The sequence below is a fragment of the Devosia sp. A449 genome (genome assembly GCF_054489375.1).
This window is the reverse complement of the sequence record NZ_JBTMWU010000008.1, coordinates 56,087-78,254: the sequence shown is the minus strand read 5'-3', so window position 1 is coordinate 78,254 and position 22,168 is coordinate 56,087. Positions and strand designations below refer to the sequence as shown.

General features: G+C 60.3%; 19 protein-coding genes and 2 pseudogenes. 14 read left to right on the top strand and 7 right to left on the bottom strand.

The genetic code is table 11. The features are described from left to right. Window positions 1–6 precede the first annotated feature (6 nt). From ACX3OW_RS18530 to ACX3OW_RS18520, 3 genes are all read left to right on the top strand, one after another. Entirely contained in the window at window positions 7–303 is a 297-nt protein-coding gene (locus ACX3OW_RS18530) for a hypothetical protein (RefSeq protein WP_459097281.1), read from the top strand. 12 nt (window positions 304–315) lie between these two features. Further along, entirely contained in the window at window positions 316–2,460 is a 2,145-nt protein-coding gene (locus tag ACX3OW_RS18525) for a peptidase domain-containing ABC transporter (RefSeq protein ID WP_459097280.1), read from the top strand. Between the two features lie 86 nt (window positions 2,461–2,546). Beyond that, window positions 2,547–3,851 carry an HlyD family type I secretion periplasmic adaptor subunit gene (locus tag ACX3OW_RS18520; protein WP_459097279.1) on the top strand — a complete coding sequence of 435 codons (1,305 nt, stop codon included), beginning with the start codon at window positions 2,547–2,549 and terminating at the stop codon, window positions 3,849–3,851. On the opposite strand, the gene ACX3OW_RS18515 is transcribed toward ACX3OW_RS18520, so the two are convergent. Both ACX3OW_RS18515 and ACX3OW_RS18510 read right to left on the bottom strand, forming a co-directional pair. After that, entirely contained in the window at window positions 3,848–5,053 is a 1,206-nt protein-coding gene (locus tag ACX3OW_RS18515; RefSeq protein ID WP_459097278.1) for a hypothetical protein, read from the bottom strand. The genes ACX3OW_RS18520 and ACX3OW_RS18515 overlap by 4 nt on opposite strands. 134 nt (window positions 5,054–5,187) lie before the next feature. After that, the gene (locus ACX3OW_RS18510) at window positions 5,188–6,108 is read right to left on the bottom strand and encodes a glycosyltransferase family 2 protein (protein ID WP_459097277.1); all 921 of its coding nucleotides are present in this window, start codon (window positions 6,106–6,108) and stop codon (window positions 5,188–5,190) included. An 83-nt stretch (window positions 6,109–6,191) separates the two neighbouring features. On the opposite strand from ACX3OW_RS18510, the gene ACX3OW_RS18505 reads away from it, so the two are divergent. Beyond that, window positions 6,192–7,856 (top strand): GMC oxidoreductase, encoded by a 1,665-nt coding sequence (locus ACX3OW_RS18505; protein ID WP_459097276.1) that lies wholly within the window; start codon window positions 6,192–6,194, stop codon window positions 7,854–7,856. Here ACX3OW_RS18505 and ACX3OW_RS18500 read toward each other — a convergent pair. Further along, the gene (locus ACX3OW_RS18500; RefSeq protein ID WP_459097275.1) at window positions 7,853–9,574 is read right to left on the bottom strand and encodes a M10 family metallopeptidase C-terminal domain-containing protein; all 1,722 of its coding nucleotides are present in this window, start codon (window positions 9,572–9,574) and stop codon (window positions 7,853–7,855) included. The genes ACX3OW_RS18505 and ACX3OW_RS18500 overlap by 4 nt on opposite strands. A gap of 468 nt (window positions 9,575–10,042) precedes the next feature. Here ACX3OW_RS18500 and ACX3OW_RS18495 point away from each other — a divergent pair, with 468 nt between their 5' ends. The 5 genes from ACX3OW_RS18495 (at window position 10,043) to ACX3OW_RS18475 (ending at window position 16,146) form a co-directional block, all read left to right on the top strand. Then, window positions 10,043–11,212, top strand: coding sequence for a GNAT family N-acetyltransferase (locus tag ACX3OW_RS18495; protein ID WP_459097274.1), 1,170 nt, complete (start codon window positions 10,043–10,045; stop codon window positions 11,210–11,212). Further along, window positions 11,209–12,414 (top strand): glycosyltransferase, encoded by a 1,206-nt coding sequence (locus ACX3OW_RS18490; protein ID WP_459097273.1) that lies wholly within the window; start codon window positions 11,209–11,211, stop codon window positions 12,412–12,414. The genes ACX3OW_RS18495 and ACX3OW_RS18490 overlap by 4 nt, the downstream gene beginning before the upstream one ends. Beyond that, window positions 12,401–13,792, top strand: coding sequence for an O-antigen ligase family protein (locus ACX3OW_RS18485; RefSeq protein ID WP_459097272.1), 1,392 nt, complete (start codon window positions 12,401–12,403; stop codon window positions 13,790–13,792). Before ACX3OW_RS18490 ends, ACX3OW_RS18485 begins: the two co-directional genes overlap by 14 nt. 75 nt (window positions 13,793–13,867) lie before the next feature. Further along, the gene (locus tag ACX3OW_RS18480; protein ID WP_459097271.1) at window positions 13,868–15,127 is read left to right on the top strand and encodes a glycosyltransferase family 4 protein; all 1,260 of its coding nucleotides are present in this window, start codon (window positions 13,868–13,870) and stop codon (window positions 15,125–15,127) included. A 5-nt stretch (window positions 15,128–15,132) separates the two neighbouring features. Further along, the gene (locus ACX3OW_RS18475) at window positions 15,133–16,146 is read left to right on the top strand and encodes a glycosyltransferase family 2 protein (protein ID WP_459097270.1); all 1,014 of its coding nucleotides are present in this window, start codon (window positions 15,133–15,135) and stop codon (window positions 16,144–16,146) included. Between the two features lie 141 nt (window positions 16,147–16,287). Here ACX3OW_RS18475 and ACX3OW_RS18470 read toward each other — a convergent pair. Together ACX3OW_RS18470 and ACX3OW_RS18465 are read right to left on the bottom strand one after the other, a co-directional pair. Then, window positions 16,288–16,532, bottom strand: a pseudogene (locus tag ACX3OW_RS18470) (transposase); the annotation flags it as partial. A gap of 39 nt (window positions 16,533–16,571) precedes the next feature. Further along, window positions 16,572–16,695 (bottom strand): annotated as a pseudogene (locus tag ACX3OW_RS18465) (IS256 family transposase); the annotation flags it as partial. Window positions 16,696–17,503: 808 nt separating this feature from the next. On the opposite strand from ACX3OW_RS18465, the gene ACX3OW_RS18460 reads away from it, so the two are divergent. The 3 genes from ACX3OW_RS18460 to ACX3OW_RS18450 all read left to right on the top strand — a co-directional run bounded on the left by ACX3OW_RS18460 (window position 17,504) and on the right by ACX3OW_RS18450 (window position 19,366). Then, the gene (locus ACX3OW_RS18460) at window positions 17,504–17,665 is read left to right on the top strand and encodes a hypothetical protein (RefSeq protein ID WP_459097269.1); all 162 of its coding nucleotides are present in this window, start codon (window positions 17,504–17,506) and stop codon (window positions 17,663–17,665) included. A gap of 464 nt (window positions 17,666–18,129) precedes the next feature. Then, the gene (locus ACX3OW_RS18455) at window positions 18,130–18,426 is read left to right on the top strand and encodes a hypothetical protein (RefSeq protein ID WP_459097268.1); all 297 of its coding nucleotides are present in this window, start codon (window positions 18,130–18,132) and stop codon (window positions 18,424–18,426) included. A gap of 502 nt (window positions 18,427–18,928) precedes the next feature. Next, complete coding sequence (locus ACX3OW_RS18450) at window positions 18,929–19,366, top strand: DUF982 domain-containing protein (protein ID WP_459097267.1); 438 nt, start codon at window positions 18,929–18,931, stop codon at window positions 19,364–19,366. Window positions 19,367–19,569: 203 nt separating this feature from the next. Here ACX3OW_RS18450 and ACX3OW_RS18445 read toward each other — a convergent pair whose 3' ends face one another. After that, window positions 19,570–19,815, bottom strand: a complete 246-nt coding sequence (locus ACX3OW_RS18445) for a hypothetical protein (protein ID WP_459097266.1) — start codon at window positions 19,813–19,815, stop codon at window positions 19,570–19,572. Window positions 19,816–19,954: 139 nt separating this feature from the next. Next, window positions 19,955–20,209, bottom strand: coding sequence for a hypothetical protein (locus ACX3OW_RS18440; protein WP_459097265.1), 255 nt, complete (start codon window positions 20,207–20,209; stop codon window positions 19,955–19,957). Between the two features lie 80 nt (window positions 20,210–20,289). Here ACX3OW_RS18440 and ACX3OW_RS18435 point away from each other — a divergent pair, with 80 nt between their 5' ends. Both ACX3OW_RS18435 and ACX3OW_RS18430 read left to right on the top strand, forming a co-directional pair. Beyond that, on the top strand, window positions 20,290–21,030 hold the full coding sequence (locus tag ACX3OW_RS18435; protein WP_459097264.1) for an SAM-dependent methyltransferase: 741 nt from the start codon (window positions 20,290–20,292) through the stop codon (window positions 21,028–21,030). 876 nt (window positions 21,031–21,906) lie between these two features. Then, a complete protein-coding gene (locus ACX3OW_RS18430; protein ID WP_459097263.1) occupies window positions 21,907–22,134 on the top strand; it encodes a hypothetical protein in 228 nt (75 codons plus the stop codon). The last annotated feature ends 34 nt before the right edge of the window (window positions 22,135–22,168 follow it).

The following is a 22,168-nucleotide window of genomic DNA, read 5'->3' as shown; positions in this document are numbered from 1 at the left end:
AACACCATGCAAGCCGAAATCTACGCCGATGCCATTGGCGAAATCACCGTTACCGGCACGATTATGCGGCTCGACCTGGTGAGCCTCTCCCACACCATGCGCGACGATATGGGCCAGCCAGTGCCCGAGCATCGTATGCGCATCGTCATGTCGCTTGAAGGTTTTGCCAACAGCTTCGAAGTGCTGCAAAACGCCATGAACGGACTGATCGAAGCCGGCGCTATCCGCCGCAACGAGCCCAACCTGGCGGCCACCGCCAGGCCCGCCAGGTCGAGCGACGGCGTTTCGCCGAACTTCGTCTGACGCCGTCGCCAAATGTCGATCCAGACCGGCCCCTCCTGCCTGTCCGCCGTGCTTCGGCATCACAATGTCGACGTGAGCGCGGAACGGCTGATTGCCGAATACGCCCTTGGCGAGGAGGGCATTGGCCCAGACCTAATGTTGCGCATGGCGCAAAATGCCGGCCTCAAGGCCCGCCGCACGCGTCTGCGCGCCCCCGCCCTGCTGCGCCTTGGCCAAGCCTACCCGGCGCTGGTTCGGCTTCAAAACGGCAATTGGGTGGCCATCATCGGCGCCGACAAAGACGAAGCCGGTGCCGGTATCCTCAGGCTTTATGATCCTTTGGCCGAGACGGTCGGCGGCATGATTGTCGTTAAACTCGATCAGTTCGCCAAACACTGGTCCGGCGAAGTGCTCCTGGCCAAACGTAGCTATGGTATGGCTGACCCCGAACAACCCTTCGGCTTTCGCTGGTTCATCCCCGAAATTCTGCAGCAGTCGCGCCTCTTCACCGACGTCGCCATTGCCGCGCTCTTTCTCTACGCGCTGGGCCTCGCCACGCCGATCTTTTTCCAGCTCGTCATCGACAAGGTGCTGGTGCATGAAAGCTATTCGACGCTCAGTGTCCTCGCGGTGGGCATCGGCATCGCCCTGATCTTTGAAGCTGTCTTCGTTTTCCTGCGCCGCTATCTGCTGGTCTACGCCACCAATCGCATCGATATCCGTGTGGCAACCCGCACCTTCCGGCATCTGCTCGATCTGCCGATTACCTACTTCGAGCAGGCTTCTGCCGGCGTGCTGGTCAAGCATATGCAACAGGCGGGCCGCATCCGTGAATTCCTCACCGGCCGCCTGTTTCTCACCCTGCTCGATGCGCTCTCGCTCATTGTCTTCATTCCAGTGCTCTTTCTCTACAGTACCTTTCTGGCGTTGATCGTCCTTGGCGCCAGTGCGCTTATTGGCCTTGTCGTGGCCTTGCTTGTCGTGCCCTTCCGCAAGCGGCTGGCCGATCTCTATGCCGCCGAAGGCGAGCGGCAGGGGCTGCTGGTCGAAACCATGCATGGTGTGCGCACGCTCAAATCGCTCGCCATGGAACCTTTGCAGCGGCGCAATTGGGACGATCGCTCGGCCCAGACTATCAACAGCCGCTTCAAGGTCGAGGTCATCTCCGTCACCGCCCAGGCCGTCACTGGCCTTGTCGAAAAGCTGATGTCGGTCGCCATCATCGTCTTTGGTGCCCTACAAGTCTTTGACGGCGTACTGACCGTGGGTGCGCTCATCGCCTTCAACATGCTGGCCGGCCGTGTCTCTGGCCCCCTGGTGCAGATCGTTACGATGGTCCACGAATATCAGGAGGTGGCCCTTTCGGTGCGCATGCTCGGGCAAGTGATGAACGAGAAGGTCGAAAATGCCGGCCGCAGCGAGGGTCTGCGCCCAGAGCTCACCGGCGGCGTCGAGTTCGAAAACGTGGCCTTCCGCTATCGTCAGGATGGGGCATTAGCGCTCAAAGATATCAGCTTCGTCGTTCCCGGAGGCAGCGTCATGGGCGTGGTGGGCCGCAGCGGTTCCGGCAAGAGCACCATGACGCGCCTGATTCAGGGCCTCTATCCCATCCAGCAGGGCCTTATCCGCATCTCCGGCCACGACGTGCGCGAACTGGATCTCAATCACCTGCGCCGCAGCATCGGTGTCGTGCTACAGGACAGTTTCCTCTTCTGTGGCACCGTCCGCGACAACATCGCCGCCGCCAAGCCAGATGCCACCTTCGAGCAAATCGTGGAGGCTGCCGAACTCGCCGGCGCCGTCGAGTTCATCGAGCAATTGCCCCGTGGCTATGATACGCGGATCGAGGAAGGCGCCGAGAACCTTTCGGGCGGTCAGTGCCAGCGGCTCTCCATTGCGCGGGCGCTCGTCACCAATCCAAAAATCCTCATTCTCGATGAAGCGACCAGCGCCCTGGACCCCGAGAGCGAAGCTATCGTCAAACGCTCCATCAAAGGCATCGCAGCGGGCCGCACGGTCATCATCGTCTCCCACCGCCTCTCCATGCTCACCGATGCCGACGCCATCCTCGTGTTCGATCGCGGGCAATTGGTGGATTCGGGTCCGCACAGCCAGCTGGTGACCCGCTGCACCACCTACCGCCAGCTCTGGAACCAGCAAATAAAGCTCGTCGGATGAAGAACTTCAGCAAAAAACCACGGCTCGTAAAACCTAAAAAGGCGCCGCCTGCTGCTGTGACTAAGCCCGTTGGGCACAGTACGGTCATGGATTTTCAGACCGACGCCATCGCGCTGGAAGAGCGTCGGCCGCCTGTCGTCGCTCGCCTCACGCTCTATATCGTGGCGTCCGCCATATGCTCCGGCATCGCCTGGGCCAGCGTCTCGAACATCGACGAGGTCGTCGTGGCCCCCGGCAAGCTCTCGACCAGTCAGCCGACATTGGTCATGCAGCCATTCGAGACTTCGATCATTCGCGCCATCACGGTCAAACCCGGCGACATAGTCCGGAAAGGCCAGTTGCTGGCGACGCTTGATCCCACCTTCAGCTCGTCTGATGCCGGGCAGCTCAAGTCGCATATTGCCAATCTCACCGCCCAGATTGCGCGCCTCCGTGCTGAGGTGGATGGACGTCCATACGCCCCTGGAGCGGGAGCCTCGTCCGAGGCCGCGATGCAGGAACAGCTTTTCCGGCAACGCCGGTTGGCCTATGCGGCGCGGCTCACCGATTTCGACGCCCAGATTGCGCAAAGCCAGGCCGTCATCGACGCCTCACTGACCCAAAAGACCGCGCTGGACCAGCGGCTCGAAGGGCTGCGGGAAATCGAGAGCATGCGCTTTGATCTGGCCGAGACCGGCAACGGCTCGCGCCTGGCGCTCCTCGAAAGCCGCGACCTCGGCCTCGACCTGCAGGTAACCGTGAGCCAGATCGCCGGCCAGCAGGTGCAAGCGAGCGAACAGCTCAACAAGACCGCGGCCGAGCGCCAGAATTTCATCGAAGACTACCGCCGCATGACGCTTGAGCAATTGGTGGAGCTGGAGGACACTTATGCCAGCGCCAGGGAAGAACTGCGCAAGGTCGACCTCCGCGCCACCATGTCCAAGCTCCATGCCCCCGCCGATGCTGCAGTCCTGGAGGTCGCCCAGCGCTCGGTCGCATCGGTGATTCAGCCGGCCGAGCCGCTGATCACGCTCGTCCCCATCAATGTGCCCCTAGATGTCGAGGTCATTGTCGCAAGCAATGATATCGGCCATCTGGCGCTGGGAGATCTGGCCCGCATCAAGTTCGACGCCTTCCCATTTCAGGTCCATGGAACCATGGACGGGACGGTAACGTCAATCAGCGGTAATTCCTTCACCCAGCCAAGCCCTGCTGGCCAGGACAATGGGCCAACCTTTTACAAGGTGGGTGTCAAATTGGGCGAGGGCCGACTGAACAACCTGCCGAAGGATTTCGTGCTGCTGCCGGGCATGACCGTCTCAGCGGAGATCCATGCCGGCGAGCGGACGATCATCTCCTATTTCCTTCATCCGCTGATTCGCGGACTGGACGAGGCGCTACGCGAACCTTAGGTCCGGCGCAGTTCGGCAACGACACCACGCGAGCGCCAGGCATAGAGCATCCAGCCAAATTCATAGGGCCGGCACTCCCGGTCGATCTTGCCGGTCGGCAAGATCAGGTCGATAAAGGGCAGATGCAGGCCAGGAGCCACTGCCGTCGTCGCGGCGCCGAGCTTGCGCGACAGCTTGCTGGGCTCGTTGCGCCCGACCTTGCGCCAGATAACGCCATCGCCCTCCGACACCATCGGGCTTGTGGTTTCGGGGCGCGCATCGATCCACTCCAGTCCCCTTGCCAGGGCCTGGCGATGATCCACACCGCCCGCATCATGGAGGTCGAGCAGCGCCATAGGCGCCATGGCATGCTGGTGCACGCTATAGACCGGATAGCCCTCCACCACTTGCCCGTCGCGCGTATCGTAGTGCCACCACCATTGCCCGGCTGGTCCCTGCAGGTTCACAATCCGCGCCGCGCAGGCATTGGCCGCCTTGAGAGCACCGGCATTACCGGTCGCAGCGCTCAACCGCGCGAGGGCCTGTATCGGATAGACTTGGTCCGCAAAGCTGCCGACATGGCGGCGGATCCAGCTTGCGGCCCGAGACGGCAGGACATGCGGGAACAGCCCATGATCCGACTGCGCCCCGGCGAGTTTGGCCGCAGCCCGCCGCTCCACTTCGCTGGTATCGCCAAGATGGCGGGCGGCTACCGCCGCCGTCAGCGCCCAGGCGCAGGGCACGGTGTGGATTGCCGGTTCAGCCGACAGCGCCCGCGCAAGAATGTCAAAGAGTGCCGGCGTATGGACCCCAGCGGTTTCCGCAGCGGCCCAGGCCGCCAATGCCACGGCGCCCGGTTCGCCGGCTGCCTGCGCACGGGCGACACAGCGAAGAGCCAGGTCAATCGCCGTCTTGCCGCCCAGAACCTGATGTTGCACCGCTTGCGGCACCCAGCCCAGACCCTGCGCGACATTGACCGCATATCGCAGATTATCACCCTCGGCATTGCTGCCCGAGCCATTGCGGTTGGCTTTGCTGCGCATCGTGTGAACGAAGCTCAATTCCGGCAGGGCCATCTGCGGGAGGCCACTCGCTGCCAGGTCACACAAATCTATCAAACGCTGCGCGCTGACGCCGAAGCCGGTCGCCATGGCGGTGATCCGGTCCGTTCCAGCGTCTGGAGTCACCTCAGGATCTTCAAGTCCGTTGACGCCGTTCAGCATCGCCCGTCTCCCACGTCTGGATCAGCGGTAAAATTGCCATGCTGCGGCAGGGCGGAGACATCGCTCATGCGATGCAGTTTGGCCTACGCTGGGAAGTAGATTCGGCACGCGCTAGTCCGATCGAATGACCTGACCTAGCGCTTTTCGCGGTTCCACAAGTCAACCATGCTCGCGGCATTGTCGTGCCAGAGGAGGTCGATCATGCGGGCTGCGCGGTAGAGCCGAACCCTGGTAAGGCAGGCGAAGGCAAGCATTTTCTCGCGCACGCCCTCAACCCGATCGCTGCGCAAGATGGGCACGATCTCGCCCAACGGGGACAACGCCATGATGGCGGTCTTGGCCAACCAGCGGGCGACGCTGGCGAGGGTCCGGTCAAGTTCGCCAAATTCATGCGCCACGTGCCGGTCCCAACGCCGCGTCAGTTCCGCAATAGACTTGCATGATGGCGTCGTCACGCAGGCGCCATCAAGATAGGCGATGCGATATCCCATGCCGGTCGCGCGCTGGCCCCACGCCGTGTCCTCCATCGTGCCGATGCCACCAAAGGGTCCTATTTTTTGGAACACCTCGGCCCGGACCGCCATGTTCCCTGTCGCCGCAAAGCCATGATGCTCCACGTAAAAGCGGGTCCTATAGCTGTAGATGCTCTCATAGGCCTCGACGGCGGTCAGCCGCCCTGAACGGGTGGGCTGGATGCGAATATTGCCACCGACGATGTCGACCGACTTGTGTTCATCGAAATAACTGACGATCCGCGACAGCCAGTGCGGCATGGCGATACAATCGGCATCGATGAACAGCAGTAGCGGCGCCTTTGCCTCCGCAGCGCCCAGATTGCGCGCCGGCCCAGGCCCGGGAATGGATTGGTAGAGCAGCCGCGCGCCTGACACCAATGAAACAGTGCCCTCGGGCGGCACCGTTGAACCATTGTCCACAACGATGATCTCGAAGGGGATCCCATCCATTTTTTGCTGGTCGAGCGATTGCAGGCAAGCCAGTAGATCCGGCTCGTTCAAATGCGGAAGAATGACGCTGGCGCGCGGCGTTTGGACCATTCCGGCACTCCCGATTTCGCAACAGGGTGCTGGTACGGGCCGTGCCCGACAATAACCCGAACGCAACGCCAAGCTTAGCCTGAATGGCTACATCGCCAGCCGTACTACTCAGCCTCTTACCTCACGGCGAGCGCTACTGTCGCTCGAACCCTTGGGAGTGTGTCCCGATGACAATTCGAGACCTTCGAGTCGGCAGCGCCAATCTACCCACCAGCGCGACACATTGCATTGTGGGCGGCGGCGTTGCCGGATTGCTATTGGCCAGCCGCCTGGCCCAGCACCATCGGCAGGTCGTGCTCCTCGAAAGCGGTGGCCTTGAACTCGATGACGAAACCCATGGCCGCATGATCCCGATCAGCGCTCACGATCAACAACGCCGCGAGCATCTCGCGCTGGATGAATGGCCCTTAGCCATGGGCGCGCTGGAACACTATCAGCGAGAACTAGAGGACCTGTTCAAGATCGGTCACGATTCTTTTGAAGACATCGACGCCGCCGCTCCTGGCGCTTCGGGCCTCCTGCTGGCCGACATCGAGAACTTTCAGGCCCGCTGGGCCAAGCGCCCCTCCATCGCGCACGGAAATATCATGGCCACGCTTGGCAGGGAGATTCGCTCCAGCCTCAATCTCACCGTGGTGCTTCATGCCAGCGTCGTCGACTTCGCCCTAGACCGAGATCAGGGACGTCTGCAGGCGGTCTCTGCGCGCAGCCTTTCGGGCGCCACCCTGACCGTGCGCGCCGACGAGTTCACCATCGCCGCCGGCACAATTGAATCCACCCGCCTGTTGCTCGCACTTGACGCTTCGAGCGACGATCGCGCCTTTGCCCGCACCGACGCGCTGGGCCGCTATTTTCAGGATCATCTGAAGGCCGAGATCGCCGTCGTTGATCGCCAGCGCGCAGAGCTCACCAACCACATGCTGGGCGGCCGCTTCATCAAGGGCACGCGCCGCGACCTCCACCTCGAATTATCCCGAAGCGCCCAGGTCGCGGACAATGTTTCGAGCGGATTTGTCCATGTGTCAGTGGACAAACCCGATAGCGGCCTAGCGGTCGTCAAGGCCCTCGCCCATGGGCTCCAGCACGGCCGGATGGAAGCGAGGCAAGTGCGTCGGGCGCTGGGCCAGATCGGGCGCGCCTCCATCGCCAGCTATTGGCGGCTCCGTTACCGCCAGCTTTATGTCCCGCGCGATGTGCCGTTCCGCATAATCGCCGGCGTCGAGCAGCTTCCCGATCCGCAAAACCGCATCCGCCTCTCCCACAAGAAGGATCGTCTCGGAATGGGCATGGCACAGCTCGACTGGAAGCCGCGTGATGCCGACGAGCGTACCTTCCGGTCCATCGTCCGTCGCCTCGCCCTCTATTGGAAGCGTTCCGGCTTCGACACACTCTGCCCGCTCGACTGGGACAATTCGATACTCGACCCCGCCAACCGCATCTGCGACCGCGCCGAGGCCTGCGCCCATCCCTCGGGCTCAACGCGAAGCGGCAACAATCCCGCGACCTCGGTGGTCGGGTCAGACCTGCGCTGTCACGCCATCCCCAATCTCGCCGTGGCCAGCGCCTCGGTCTTTCCCACCGCGGGCAGCGCCAACCCTAGCTTTACTGTCATGACGCTCGCTATGTGGCTGGCCGATTCCTACCTGGGGCGGCCGGCGACTGCAGATTTCTTCCGGGCCGGGGCGCAAAATGACGGCTCCCGCCTTGCGGGCGGGAGCCGTCACTCAGGTCGCAATGTTGCGGACTAGAGGATGAAATCACCCTCGGTCAGCTGAATGTGGCCAGTCAGCTGGATCTCGAAATCGTGACGGCCATCACCGTTGATATCACCCTGGATGACGGTGATACCCTTTTCGGTGTGCCATGCGATTTCGCCGGGCTTCTTGTTGAAGATGGTGTCATCTCCGGCGACGAAGGAAAACGCCTGGTTGCCTGCGACACGGCTGTTGGCGTCGATAGCACTGAGGTCGATCTTGTCTGCGCCTTGCTTGAAGTCCGTGATCACGTCACGATAGCCGGCCCTGGTACCCATCTCGTTGACGGCCTTGAACTGGAACACGTCGTTTCCAGCGCCGCCGGTGAGCGTATCCCGGCCGGTACCACCGATCACGATGTCATCGCCGTTACCGCCGGACAGCGTGTCGTTGCCGCCGCGGCCGTCAATAGTGTCATTGCCGTTGGTGCCGGTCAGACGATCGGCGTTCTTTGTGCCGTTAATCGTGTTGGGCGGGGTTGGCGTCGGAGTGGTGGGCGGCGTCGGAGTTGGACTCGTGACCGTACCAGCAACGCCGATAAAATCCTTGGCCGTAAGCTGCTTGATCCCGGCCATGGCGATATCGAGATCGCTGACGCCGTCGCCGTTGACGTCGATCTGGACGATCGTCCGGTTGTTGGCGGCGTCAGTGTGCCATGCCAATTCGCCGGCCTTCTTGGTAAAGACGGCGTTGTCTGCTGCTAGGAAGGTAAAATCGTCATTGGCCGAGGTACGGCTGTCGGCGTCGATACCACTGAGGTCGATCTTGTCCTGGCCCGAGACGAAATCGGTGATCACATCGCGCGTGGAGTTGTTGGTCCCGGATTCGCTGGTGGAGCGGAAGACGAACACGTCATTTCCAGCGCCGCCAGTGAGGGTATCTCGTCCCAGGCCGCCGATGATCGTGTCGTTGCCAGAACCGCCATCGATGCGGTCGTTACCGCCCAAGCCATTGATGGTGTTGGCATCGGCGTTACCGGTCAGGACGTCGTCACCCTCGGTCGCGCCCTTCTCGGGGGACGGCGTGGGATTGGGGTCCGGGTTGCCAGGCTGGGGTTCGCCCGGCTTCGAGGGAACATAGGCACCGTTCTCGGACAGACCTGCAGCCAACTCGTCACCATCGTTGAGGTTGCCGGACTGGTGGACGCTGGTGTTGGTATTGAACGTGCCCCAATGGCCCTTGCCAAAGTGGTTGTCGATGAATTTGACGTCGACAAGCGTGCCAGGGCCAGCCTTGCCCGTTACCGCATAAACGGTATAGCCGGCGCCAACCAGCAGGTTGTCTTCAACGAGAACGTTGCGGACAGTGCCCCAGTCGCTCGACACCATCAGCGCGGATGTCTGCGAATGGTCGACGATCACAGTGTTTCGTTTCACCGTTACATTGCTGGCGTCGATGTTAATGCCGTCATAGTGCGGATCATCTGTGCCATAGAGGTCGTGGATATAGTTGCCTTCGATGTGGGTATTGTTGCCGTTCACATCGATACCGTCGACGACACCGTGAATGTCGTTTCGCAGAAACGTGCCATGACCAATGATGCCCTTGCCGGACTTGCCCAGGCCGTCGATCTCACTGTCCATAATGACAGTGCCGGTTACCCCCTGTTTGACGTTGATCACCGAAAAACCAGAGCTGGAGACCTTGCTGTTCTCGATCGTCACATTGTCGGCTTGGATATAGACGGTCCCGCGAATATCGAGGCCGGACAATACGGTACCTGCCTTCGTGACAACGATGTCGCCGGTACGTGCATTCAGTGTAACCCCGTCGGGTATTCCAGAATTAGTTCCATCGGGCCAATATCCCATGGTTAATTACCTATCCTATTAAAGAAGCTGTCTAGTTGGTCGATTATATGGGCGATTTTGTGGCTATGATTAGCTCGTCCGAGTGACAAAAGGGCATTCTGATCGTCCAAATCTAAGCAAAAATGCTTAGGTCGGATATTGAACAGGCCAAGAAATTTCTGAGATGACAGTGCTTTATACTGCCAGACGCTCGTGACGACTCGATGCCGAATGCGGCGCGGTGACGCAGCGTCTCGTTCTGCATCGGCAATCGCCCATTGCGGCCGCATCTAGCCCGTTCGGTCGATTTTCGTGCCCAAAACATCATGCAAGATTTGCAAGCTTACGTAGGCAGACGTCTCTTGCCGGGGGGCACTTTCGATGCAGACGGTGGATATCGTCGTGGCGCGGACCGTGACAGCGGTAGAAAGCCTTCGTCCGCTCTGGGCCTCCCTGTCCGTTCCAAACATCGACGCTGATATCGATTATTTTTTGACTGTGGTGCAGGCGTTCCCGGCGCCCGTCGCGCCCTATGTCATCCACATTCAGGCTGACGGGCACGACATGCTGGTCGTTGCCCGGACCGAGGATCTGCATCTGCCGTTCAAGTTCGGCTATTTGACAGTGGGGCACATCAGGCAGCGCGCTCTGATCGTCGCTTTTGACGGCATTCTAGGCTCGCGCGGCCGCGCCGACGAGGAGCATGCCCTTTTTGCCATCCGTGCCGCCCTGGCCAGGGGAGACGCCGATCTTGTGGTCATGCGCAATCTGGATATTGCTGGCCAGCGCCTCGCGGCCGCCAAAGCCGTCAGTCACTGGTTGTTTCGCAACCACGGCAAGATCCCGACGCACCGCAGGGGTATCGACGTTTCGGATAGTTTTAGCGCGTTTCTCGCTAAGCACTCGGCATCGACGCGCAAGATGCTGCGGCGTGAAGAGCGCAACCTGATGAAACATTTCAACGGCGATGTGAGGCTGCGCCGCTTCGAGCGTCCGGATGAGCTTGAGGAAGCATGTACGCATATGGCGGCAGTGGCGGAGCTGACCTACCAACACAATCTGGGCGCCGCCTTTTCCGCCTCGGTGCTCGACCGGGCGCTTTTGCGGATCGGTTTTGCAAAGGGGTGGGCCCGTATCTGGATGCTCTATTGCGCAGGCCGTCCCGTCGCCTTCTGGTCCGGCACCATCTATGCCGGAACCTGCGCGCTGGGCACGCCGGGCTATGATCCGGCCTTCGCAAGATATGCCGTCGGCCGTCTGGCCATGCTCAGAATGATCGAGGATCTGTGTCGCGATCCGGCAGTGGTGCTGATGGATTTCGGTCAGGGTGAGGCGGAGTACAAATCCCGCTTCGGTCAGTTGTTGCGCAACGAATGCGATGTCATGATCGCCGCGCCAAGACTATGGCCGCTGCTGGTCCTGTGGATGCATTCCTTGTTCACACTGGCCAATGAGATCGCGCGCCGCTTCGCCGCGTCGATCGGATGGCTGGGGCATCTCAAGACCATGTGGCGCAAGCGCGGCAGTGTCGTGGTGGTGGACGCTGAGGTCGCCCCATGACGAGGCATGACAACGGACCTGAACTGACCTGCCTAACCTATTGCAGCTTGCCCTATGCGGGCAATGGCTGGCCACAAAGCTGCGTCAATATTCTGTCCCAGTTCAACGCCCAGTCGATCCGGCCCATCCTGTTCCTGCCCCGGCTCCGCACCGAGGGGCCCGCGAACATCGAATTCGATTCCGCCCTCCGCTTCCCATTGTCCCGCTTGCCATGGACGCAGGTCAAACCCGCGGCAGAGCGTCGGCTCGTCAAAAATTTCAAGGACCAGCTGGACAGGGCCGACCCCCGAACCACCATTGCCTATCTCTGGCCGGGCACGCCTCCCGAGATTGTTGAGCATGCCCGGCGTCGGGGGATCGTCACCGTCCGGGAAATGATCAATTGCTGCATGGCAACAGCCAAGCCAATTCTCGACCAGGCATATGCAAGGGCAGGGCTTCCGCCCGGACACTCCATTACCGAGGCAGCCGTGAAGGCCGAACTGGCGGAGCTGGCGCGCTTTGACTACGCCTTCGCCTCAAATCCCTGTGCCGAGACCTCCCTCACCGAGGCTGGGATGGACCGCAAGCAGATACTGCCAACCAGCTTTGGTTGGGAGCCAGCCCGTTTTGCCGGCGAGGCCGCTCCCCGTCGCGACAACGCGTTTCGAGCGCTCTTTGTCGGCACAGCCTGTGTCCGCAAGGGCATCCTCGAGCTGATCAAGGCCTGGGACAAAAGCCGCGTTCAGGGTGAGCTTCTGATCGTCGGTGATATTGAACCCTGCCTTGCCGAAAGGCTGGCTTATGCAGTGTCGGAGCACCGGATCAGGCTCGTCCCGTTCACCACCCGACTTGGCGACCTCTACCGATCCTGTGACGTATTCGTCTTCCCCACCCTCGAAGAGGGCGGGCCGCAGGTGACCCTTGAGGCGGCCGGCTGTGGCCTGCCGGTGATCACAACGCCGATGGGCGCATCACGTCTGGTGGAACATGACCGCAACGGCATCATCGTCCGGCCGGGCGACGTCGATACTCTCACCGCCGCGCTAGTGCGACTTGCTGCCGATTCCACCCTGAGACGGCGCTTCGGTCACCAGATCGCGGTCGATGCAGGGCACTTTGCCTATGACCGCGTGAGCGTGGCCCGCGCCCAGATGCTCAAGGGACTGCTCAGGGATCGGGCCAACCCGCAGACGGAGCGCCTGTTCCTTGTCCAGAATTAATGCGCCCCGTCTGGCACCTCCACGCTCGCAATTCGCGCGATCCGCCGCTCGACCGCCCCGCGCCACCGACCGCCCTGTTCGCGCGCCGCGTATCGAGCGTCGCCGGGACGACATCGCGGCGCCGGATGTCCAAACCACCCGGCTTGCCTGGCCCGTTATCGCTCTCTGCTGGTCCCTGATCATTCCCTGGATCATTCCGCTGGGGTCACTCGCCATGCAGCCCTATCGGATGGTTCTGATTGTGGTGTTCTTTCCAGCCTTGTTTCGGCTGCTCAGCGGCAAGGCCGGGCGCATCGGCATCGCCGATATCGCCACGCTTGGGTTCTCCTGCTGGATTTCTGTCGCCCTTTTTGTCGCGCACGGCTTTTCCGGCGCTGTCGAGCAGGCCGGCAGCGAGGTGCTTGAAACGATGGGCGCATACATGGTGGCGCGCGCATACATTCGTTCGGCCCGCGACTATGAAGCCCTTGCCCGCCTGCTCTTCATTATCGTTGGCCTTGTGCTGTTTCCGCTGGCGCTGCTTGAGGTGGCAACGGGGCGGAATATCGTCCTCGAACTCGCCTCGCGCGTCCTACCCACGCACATCATCAATTATCAGCCGCCACGGCTCGGAATCAGGCGTGTCCAATCGGTCTTCGAGCACCCCATCCTCTTCGGCGTCTTCTGCTCCGGCGCTCTCGCCATGACCTATATCGTCCGCGGTTACGCCAAAACCATGACGCAGCGCGTGGCGAGCACGGGCGTCGTGGCCATCACGGCCTTTCTCTCCATGTCCTCGGGTCCGATGTCGACCGTCATAGCCCAGATCATGCTACTAATCTGGGACAAGGTCTTCCGGAAGCTGGCAAGCCGCTGGTGGCTGCTGATCGGGATCGTTGCATCCTCGGCACTGGTCGTCGATCTGTTCTCCAATCGCTCGCTGCCGGCAATCCTCTTTTCCTATTTCGCGCTCGACGAAGCCTCAGCCTATTTCCGCTTGCTGATTTGGGAATTCGGATCGCAGTCCGTTCTCAACCATCCCATCTTCGGCGTTGGCATGGGCGAATGGGACCGCCCCTCGTGGATGCCCTTCAGCGTCGACATGTTCTGGCTGGTGAACGCCATTGTCGGCGGCATCCCGGCTGCATTCTTCATGGCGCTGGCCTTTTTCGCAACCACGCTCTCCGTCACTTTTGCCACAGGTCTCGATGGGCGCGAGGAACAGTGCCGGCTCGCCTACCTCATCACCATGAGCGGCTTCTTCTTCGCCGGGTGGATGGTCCACTTCTGGGGCGCAACCTACGTGCTTTTTATCCTGCTCCTCGGCAGCGGCCGGTGGATGGCCGATTCATTCAGTCCTCGTTCATCCACCATTCATCCTGCGCAACTTCGGACCTAGCCCGTTGTGCTGATTTCGACCGCTGGTCCGCACCGCTAAATTTGCGCGAACAAGCTGCAGGGGTCCCGGCGCCAGATGAAAATAATCGTTTATCCGCATGAGCTAACCATCGGCGGCAGCCAGATCAACGCCATCGACCTCGCCGCCTCCGTCGCCGCAAAAGGCCACAACGTCATCATCTACGGCACAGACGGCCCCCTGGTTCCCTACATCCGCGAACTCGGTCTGAAATTCGTCAAGGCCATACCCTTCAAGTATCGTCCGGCACCCGCAAAAATGGCCCAGCTCTACGCCCTGGCGAGGTGCGAAAAAACTGATCTCATCCACACTTACGAATGGCCACCCTGCCTTGACGCCTATCTCGGCGCCGGCCTTTTCGGCCGCGTCCCAGTGCTTGCCACCATCCTCGACATGACCCTCTCTCCATTCATTCCTCCCTCGCTGCCCCTGATCATGGGCACAGCGGAACTCACTGAAAAGGCAAGGGAAATTCGCCCGGGCCCGGTCTGGTCCATAGAGCCACCAATCGACACCCAACGCGACCATCCAGGCCTCGACGGCAGCGCATTCCGACAGCGGCTTTCGCTTTCGGACAGCGACCTTCTGTTCGTGACCGTGTCGCGCCTCGCCGTCGATCTCAAGCTCGACGCCCTGGTCCGCGCCATTGATTCAATTGATCTTTTGGCGTCTCGTTTCCCCGTTCGCCTCGCCATCGTCGGTGGCGGGCCCGCAGGCGATGCCCTGCTCAGCCGTGGAAACGCTGTAAACGCGCGACATGGCCGGGAAGTGGTGAGCCTTGTCGGCGAAGCGGGCGACCCCAGATCCGCCTATGCAGCCGCCGACGTCGTACTCGGCATGGGCAGCTCCGCCCTCCGCGCTCTCTCCATCGGGCGCCCGCTGATCGTCCAGGGTGAGGAAGGATTCTCTCGCATCTTCGCGCCGGACACCATTCACCTCTTCATGCAACAGGGTTTTTATGGGCACGGCAATGGCAAGGAGGGACCGGACCCGCTGGCGGCGCAGATCGAAAGCCTGTTGGCCGACAGGGTCCTGCGGGAGGCATTGGGCCAAATTGGTCGCGCAACCGTCGAGGCTAATTTCAGCCTCGAAGGCATGAGCAAACGACTCCTCGACATCTACGAAACCGTATCCAGCCAAAGGGCTTCTTTCAAACTCGGCGAGGTCGCCAGCGTTCTCGGAAAAGCCTTCCAGCGAGAGCTCCACAACCACGAGCCCAAGCGCAAACGCGACAGGAAAAGCCTCGAAAGCCTCAAGCTGCGAACGGCAGCAAGCGGCAAGTGGCCCCCGTCAGATTTCCACACGGCAACGGAATGAGTGATATGGAACACGACGCTGCTTTTACCCGTCCACCAATGGTTTCGGTGATCCTGCCCACCTTCAATCGGTTGCATTCCCTAGGCGACGCGATGGCCAGCGTTCTCTCCCAGTCTTGGTCAGATCTGGAGCTGATTGTCGTCGATGACGCGTCCTCAGAAAATGTCGAACCCATCGTTCGCGGCTTCAATGATCCAAGGGTGGTGTTCACGAGACGAGTCAAGAATGGTGGCGCCGGCGCGGCCAGAAATTCCGGCATCGCGTTGGCGAAAGGCGAGTTTATTGCCTTCCAGGACAGCGACGATCTCTGGCTTCCGGGCAAGCTCGACCGGCAGATGCAGCTCCTCGCCACGCTCGGTCCTGCCTATGGCATTGTAACCGGTCCGAAAATCCTCTACGGCCGCGACAAAAAATTCTCGTTCGGCAAGGGCAAGGTCGCCGTCGCGCCCGATCCCGCCACCAAACTGGTGCCCGGCGGTAACACGCTCCAGCATCTGCTCATGGACAACCGGATCAGTCTCCAGAACACACTTTTTCGGCGGAACTGCTATCCCGGGATAGTCTGGTTCGACCCGCTCGTCCAGGCAAATGAAGACTGGGAGTTTGCTGTCCGGGTCGCGAGGAACGTGGACATTTTTGAGGATACAGAGCCCGTCGTCCTTGGCTTCATGTCAGCCGACAGCATTTCGCGCAACAAGCGCAGGGAGTGCACGGGCCTCCTGCGCATCCTCAAGAAAAACAAGGACGTGCTCGCCCTTTGTCCCTACCAGCACTCGCTGCTACGTCTCGACTTGGCCCATTATTTGTACAAGTTCGGCAAGCGCCGCCGCGCTATGGGTTTTCTGCTGAGCGCCATTCGCCTCTCGCCCGGCTGTGTCTCCATGTTAGCCTTCATGGTCGGTCGCCGCGGCACAACGCGCCTTTCAGCCGCGTGGCAAGCTATCGCCTCGCCACGCAGAAGGAAATGCCGGTCCGATCTAGGTGACAGCGCCGGAAGGGGCTCAGTCGACGGCCTTTAATGCACACTTGTGTCCATTGGCCTGGGGGCACGTTTCGCCATAGCGGAGGCTAAAATAGCGTTCGAGCTTGCTGGCGAGAACGGCATGGTTTGTGAGCCGCGCCCGGGGCTCCGGCTGGGAAGTCGAGGAACATCGTGTCGCTCCACCGCGATCACGGGAGGCGATGTTGATTTCCGGATGATTGGCGAGCCAGGCCGCCACAGTGGCGATTTCCCGATCAGGCAACAGTGCTACGATCCGCCGCCGCTCCAGGTCGCAGACGACGGACCGTACCGATGGTTCCTGCGCCAGGCCCAGTCATCAATGCCGACAACCTTCAGAACCTCAGTTGGCTGGCGGGCCCGGCGCCGCACCACCCTGAGCAGCGTGTCGTTGCTGACCGGCAGGGACTGTCAGTAATTTCGTGTGTGGCGGGCGATTTCACATTACGCCGCCATGGCTCGGATGAAGCGCTCGCCGAAGATGACGACGAACTGAGCCTTGGCCATGGACCACTCACGTGGCGGCATCATCGCTGGGGAAGTGGCCCCTTGCCCTGATGGCCCGGCGATGATTGAGACCAGATCAGCGGACTACCATCAAGGCCATGCAGAAATCGACTGCTGCAACACAAAGGCCGGACAGATGACCGCAACGACCAGATGCTGTAATGTTTAGTCAAATCCGTGCCAAAGGTGGGTGGCATCCACAGATGCACAGGTGTGTACGAAACAAAATGCAGCAAATCAGAGCAATATGCAGCAAATTGAAACGACTGAAGCAGGGTAAAAATGGCGACGTCGGACGCGGGGTGACGCTCTAGTAAGACACTCCGAGCGAGCGGCTTCGGCGACCAACCGCGGCCGGTCGATACGGTTTTAGCTTTCGCGCAGGCGGCATAGGCTGTCCTTGCAAACCCCAGCTGATTCGCCTTTGCGGCATCGTTTTGCGGTCACGCGCTGCCGTTTCGGCTCTATTGGTGAGCAAAATCACTCTCAGTGCGTGAGGTGTGGTGGCCCTAGTTTGCTGGTACTTCACTGGTCTTTTTACTGGTACTCACTGGGGCTGCTGGTACTCACTGGTACTTCGTGGGATTTGCTCGGCTTGTGGGCCGCGGGCTTGTGGGAAAAACTAGCCTGCAGTTTTGTCGAGAGGGAGTGCTCTAGCTATAAACAGAGCTTTGGGCTTTGGAGCCCTTGGTGCCGTCGGCAAACGGCAGAGAGGCCCCAGCGTTTCCGCTGGGGCCGTCATAGTTGCGTCAACCTCCATGACGGGCGCTGATCGCAGATAGAGGCGAAACGTTCCACTCGAGCACGATTTTTTTGATCGATGGTCCGGCCTATTCCCTTCCCCCCGCCGGCCGCGCTAAGCTCGTAGAATGAACACTCGTCCTGCCCGCGTTCCGAATGTGAAAACGGCCGAGCGCCGCGCTGTCCGGCTGCAGCGGGAGGCCGTCATTGCCGAGCAGATGGCATTCCTTGAGAGCTTTGACCGGCAAGTCACCGAGCTGGATGCGGGGGAGGATAAAGAAGAGCAATGACCCCAGCCCGCTTAAGAGAATGCCTGCATGTAATCCGCTGGTCGACGCTTACACTGGCCGAGGCGCTGGGTGTGGAAATAGCGGTGACGCTGGCGTGGTATCACGGCCGCGTTGAGATTCCTGAACGCGTTGCCCACTGGCTCGAGGGCCTAGCTGAAGCTCATAGGTCAATGTCGGCGCCGAAAGGGGCTGCGTTCCTGTGAAGCCCCGAAAACCAAAGCCAGCATCCCGCCCGCGCAATCCCGTAGATCCGAGAGAGAAGGCCTGCCGCGCACGCCGTAAGGCCTACAAGATACCGCCCGACGCCCTGCACGAGGGCAGGCCTATGTGGACCAGATTTCTGGATGAGGTTGAAGCTGCACTCAAGGCAGAAGAAAGCCAGAAGCCAGTGAGAACCAAGCGCAGGCGGCATAACGGGCATGATGCCGCGATCGGGGCAATAGGGTTCAAAAAAGAGCAAATAGATGACCAAGACGCTTAGCGATCCGCCCAACCCGGATAACCCAGAGATTGAGTATTCCATCCACGGAGGCGAACACTGGGAGGGTGAATTGCTGGTCTGGGTAAAAATATACCGCTTAGCCGGCACGACGAACCCATGGATTTTGGAGGTCGAAGGGACGGATGGGTCTTCGACCGTTTGGGATGAGCCGTTCGATACTGATGACGCTGCCTGGATGGAGTTCCAGAGTGCGATTTCCCAATCAGGGCTGGAGCAGTTTTATGACGATGACGACATGCCCGTCGGCACGTTGCACTAGGCCGCAACCTCAAGGGCCAGCGCTTTATGGGGCTGATGCCGTGACCGTCATCGCCTGACCGGCCGCCGGCGGGCCTTTTGTTGCCCAAACGTGGCTAGCTCGGATGGTCTAAAATTTCAGCCTTTTGCCGGGGTGTTCGTCGCACTGCCTGAACGGCCTAATGTGACGCAGGCTTTGGCACACCAAGGCTCAGGGAGGGCGACGTGCCCCCAAATGCAACCTGCCCTCCCGCCCTGACCTCCTAACCTCAGCCCCGGTTCATACCGGGGCTTTCTTTTGAGCCGACCCGAGATGCTTTGGCACATCGCCGTGCTTGCCCAGGATCACCGGATCATCGCTCTTGCAACCCAAGCTGGATCGTCCGACAGTAAAGCTGCTGCGAGGGGTTCAAGCCTGTTAACGCCTCGATGCGCTCCTCTGAACGCCTCGCAGCTCCTTGATATCAGTCCCCCTGCACTAGCCTCGCCATCGAGCGGGGTTTTTCTTTGCCCACTCTGGCGTCATGACACCAAGTTTAGCGAATAGGCCTCTTGATGATCGTTCGTCGCACGCACACCATCTCCGGCCTGCTAGACAACCGCATCGCTTGTTTCATATTGAGGAGGAAGTGATGGGGCAGAGACCCTTCAAGAAGCCGGTATTTCTGCGGCTAAACAGCACTGGGAACTACCAAGCCCGCAGCGCTTGGGAAGCGCTGGAATATCTGGATCTGCATTGGCCAGCGGCGCCAAGCGCCCATTTCCGACACGCCCAGCAACTCTGTCGGGGCGCTGTCGACGGAGCAATAGATGCAGAGCCTGCTCGGCTGGCGTTGATTGACGCGGCGCAGCGTGCCGGCATTCTCGAGCAAGGATGGAAAACACAGCCTGATGGAACACGAACAGTGTTCCGTGCGGTTCATGATGAGCGGAAGCTGGTAGCACAGGACCACTTGGGCTGAGCACTGCGGCTTTATGTTGCCACAATCCCAAGGCCTGGATCACGGTAGGCCCTTGGGCTCAGGGAGGGCTTACCGCCCCCAGGCTGCGCCCTCCCGCTTGACCCATCCAGAGCTCCTTGGCTCCGGCTCGGCGGGGCTTATCGATATCCGGCACCCTCCGACAGCGCGGAAATCACCCGCCAGCCGATTCTGCCAGATGGCTCCTAAAACTTTTTCCCCTTTGGCTCAGCTTTGCCAGGATTTGCAAAAGTGTGAATCTCCTTCGCATAGCCCGGTCCTTCGGCATCACGAGCTTGTTCCAGCACGTACTCTCCTCGTGAGCTTCCGTTGGGGTAGCAGTCACTTTCATTGCAGGATTTCACTTCTTGCCCCCAGTTGTTCTGCGGGGCACTGACAGGCATGACGCCTAAGGGAATCGCGACCAGAGCAGCTACCAAGAGAATTTTCATTGTACCTCCGCACAACCTGCAGGCCACAACGATAGCTCCCCCAGAAGACCTCGGCCCTAGCTAGTTGTGGCTACACCAGTCGCTGTCCGCTTGCGTCATTGCCGGAACACAACTCTGGCGACCCAATCCCATGCCCCCATCACCCCCGCCATGGCCACCACTGGGAAGCGGAAACCACCAGCCCTGACAGCGTGGCGGCTAGCCCGGCAACCCCAAGCAGCAGCCGCCAGCTGCCCTTGATCTCCTGCAGGATAGTGAGGCCGGCACTCTCGTGCCCCAGGTCGCCGAGGATCGCAGCCGCATCCACCGGCGTGATGGGGAAGTCCCTGATGAGCTGCGCCATGATGGCAGGCGCTTTCGCGCGGAACACTTGCTCCGCGTTGAGTTTGGCCATGATGGCCTCCTGATGTTGATGTGGTGAGCGTGTGCGGCTACAGCCGTATTGGGGGGGTAATTTTCGTTGGGATTCTGAGCGTGTACAGAAACGTCTTCGACCAAATTGCCAATTATTCCAGCGATCCGGACCTCGCCCTGCACGTCCCCTTTGTGCCGACCGAAGATGACGTCGTTGAAGCCATGCTAAATTTGGCAGACGTTGGCCCCGAGGATGTTCTGTACGATCTCGGGTCAGGCGATGGTCGTATCTTGGTCACTGCAGCCAGGGACAGGAACACGCGAGGCGTCGGCATTGACCTCGATCCGGAGCGCATCGCCGAAGCAGTCGAGTTTGCTGAAGCGTCATGCGTTGAACACCTTGTCGATTTCATCGAAGACGACATTTTCACCGTCGACTTCAGCGAAGCGACTGTCGTTACGCTTTACCTGCTTCAATCAGTAAACGTGCAGTTGCGGCCGCGCCTGCTGAGCCAGCTGCGACCTGGCACCCGCATTATTTCGCATGCCTTTGATATGGGGGACTGGAAACCCGATGAATGGGTGCGCTTGCCCAACGGAAGCATTTTCAAATGGATCGTTCCGGCTCAAATTGCCGGCGTTTGGGATTGGCTTTCACCATGCGGCAGGCTGTTTCGCTTTGAACTGCAACAAAACTACCAAGAGATTTCTGGGAGCGCCTGGCTAGGCGGAAAGAAGGTTCATTGGGAGGACGCTGAGCTGCGAGGCGACTGCTTGCAAATCATGCTGCGAACTGAGGCGACTGCTCCTGTGGAAGAGTTCACCCTGCAATTTGACCAAGCGACACTGATCGAAGTGTGACAGTCAACCTGATCGGAGCGCCACTCGCCGGGCGGGACCCTCCAAGTCTTGTAGACCGTGTTGGCCATGATGGCCTCCTGTTATGTTGAAGGAACGAACCGTTTTCAGAAGGTGCAGAACGGTTCCTGCTGCGCAGGGAGTGAATTTGGCAGAGTGTGGTCGGGTCACTCCCCAAAGCGTGACCAACGGCCTCTTGCCAATTAACCTGTGCGGCCCCCATCTCAGACGGGTAGCAGCACATCTGTCCGCAAACGGCGTGCGCTACAGGGGGCCGAGCGTTGAGCGTCTGAACTCCGCCGGCCCCACCCCCTCCTGTTGATGCTGGGCAAACAAAAGGGCTCGAAGCGGGCTGTGAATCTAGGAGGTTTGATGTCGATTTGGTGTTACGAGCCGGCTAAGCTTTGTTGCGCATGCCGTAGTCGCGCACCGACCTTCATGGTCAACGCCTGTGCCTCCCCATGGGCGCAGGCGTTTTTCGTCATCGTTATTTATTGCTCACCTGGTCCAGCCATTACCGGCTAAACGCCGCATTCTTAGCCATGACGACCTCCTGTGGATGTTGCGAATTCGACGTACTCCCCAATTGGGGGATGCGGATGCCGGCGGAGCTATCTACTAACGAGGCGCTTGGGGGATTATTATGCGAGTGCTTCAACGACTTGAATTTGGATTTATCGCCATAGCGGTCTGCGTGGCGGCTTATTGGTTTGTGATGTCGTGACCGACCAAGCTATGCCCGGTGACGGTACCGCTGAAGATACGGCGGATAAGCCATTCGATCCGTGGGAAGAAAAATTCAGCTCCCATTATCGCCCGTCCAGCGCCGACAGGGCCAAAGAGGAAGCGCCTCCTGCCCTCGATCAAGCCGCTGTCTAGATGCAGTTGCACGTTTTCATTGCGCAGCATGAAGATCGTCAGCAGCGGCAGCTGTTATTGCTGCCGCATGAGAAAGGCCCCGAGGCAATCCCGCAGCAACTGCAGCATTTGAACTGGCGTCATCTGGCCGCAACGACGCTGGCCGATAGGTTGCTTGTGACAGCGGGGCCGATTATCGAGGCTGAGATTGGCAGCAATGGATATGCTCTGCTCAGCCTTACGACGTGACTGGGGATTAGATTGCGAGTGAATGTGTTTGTTG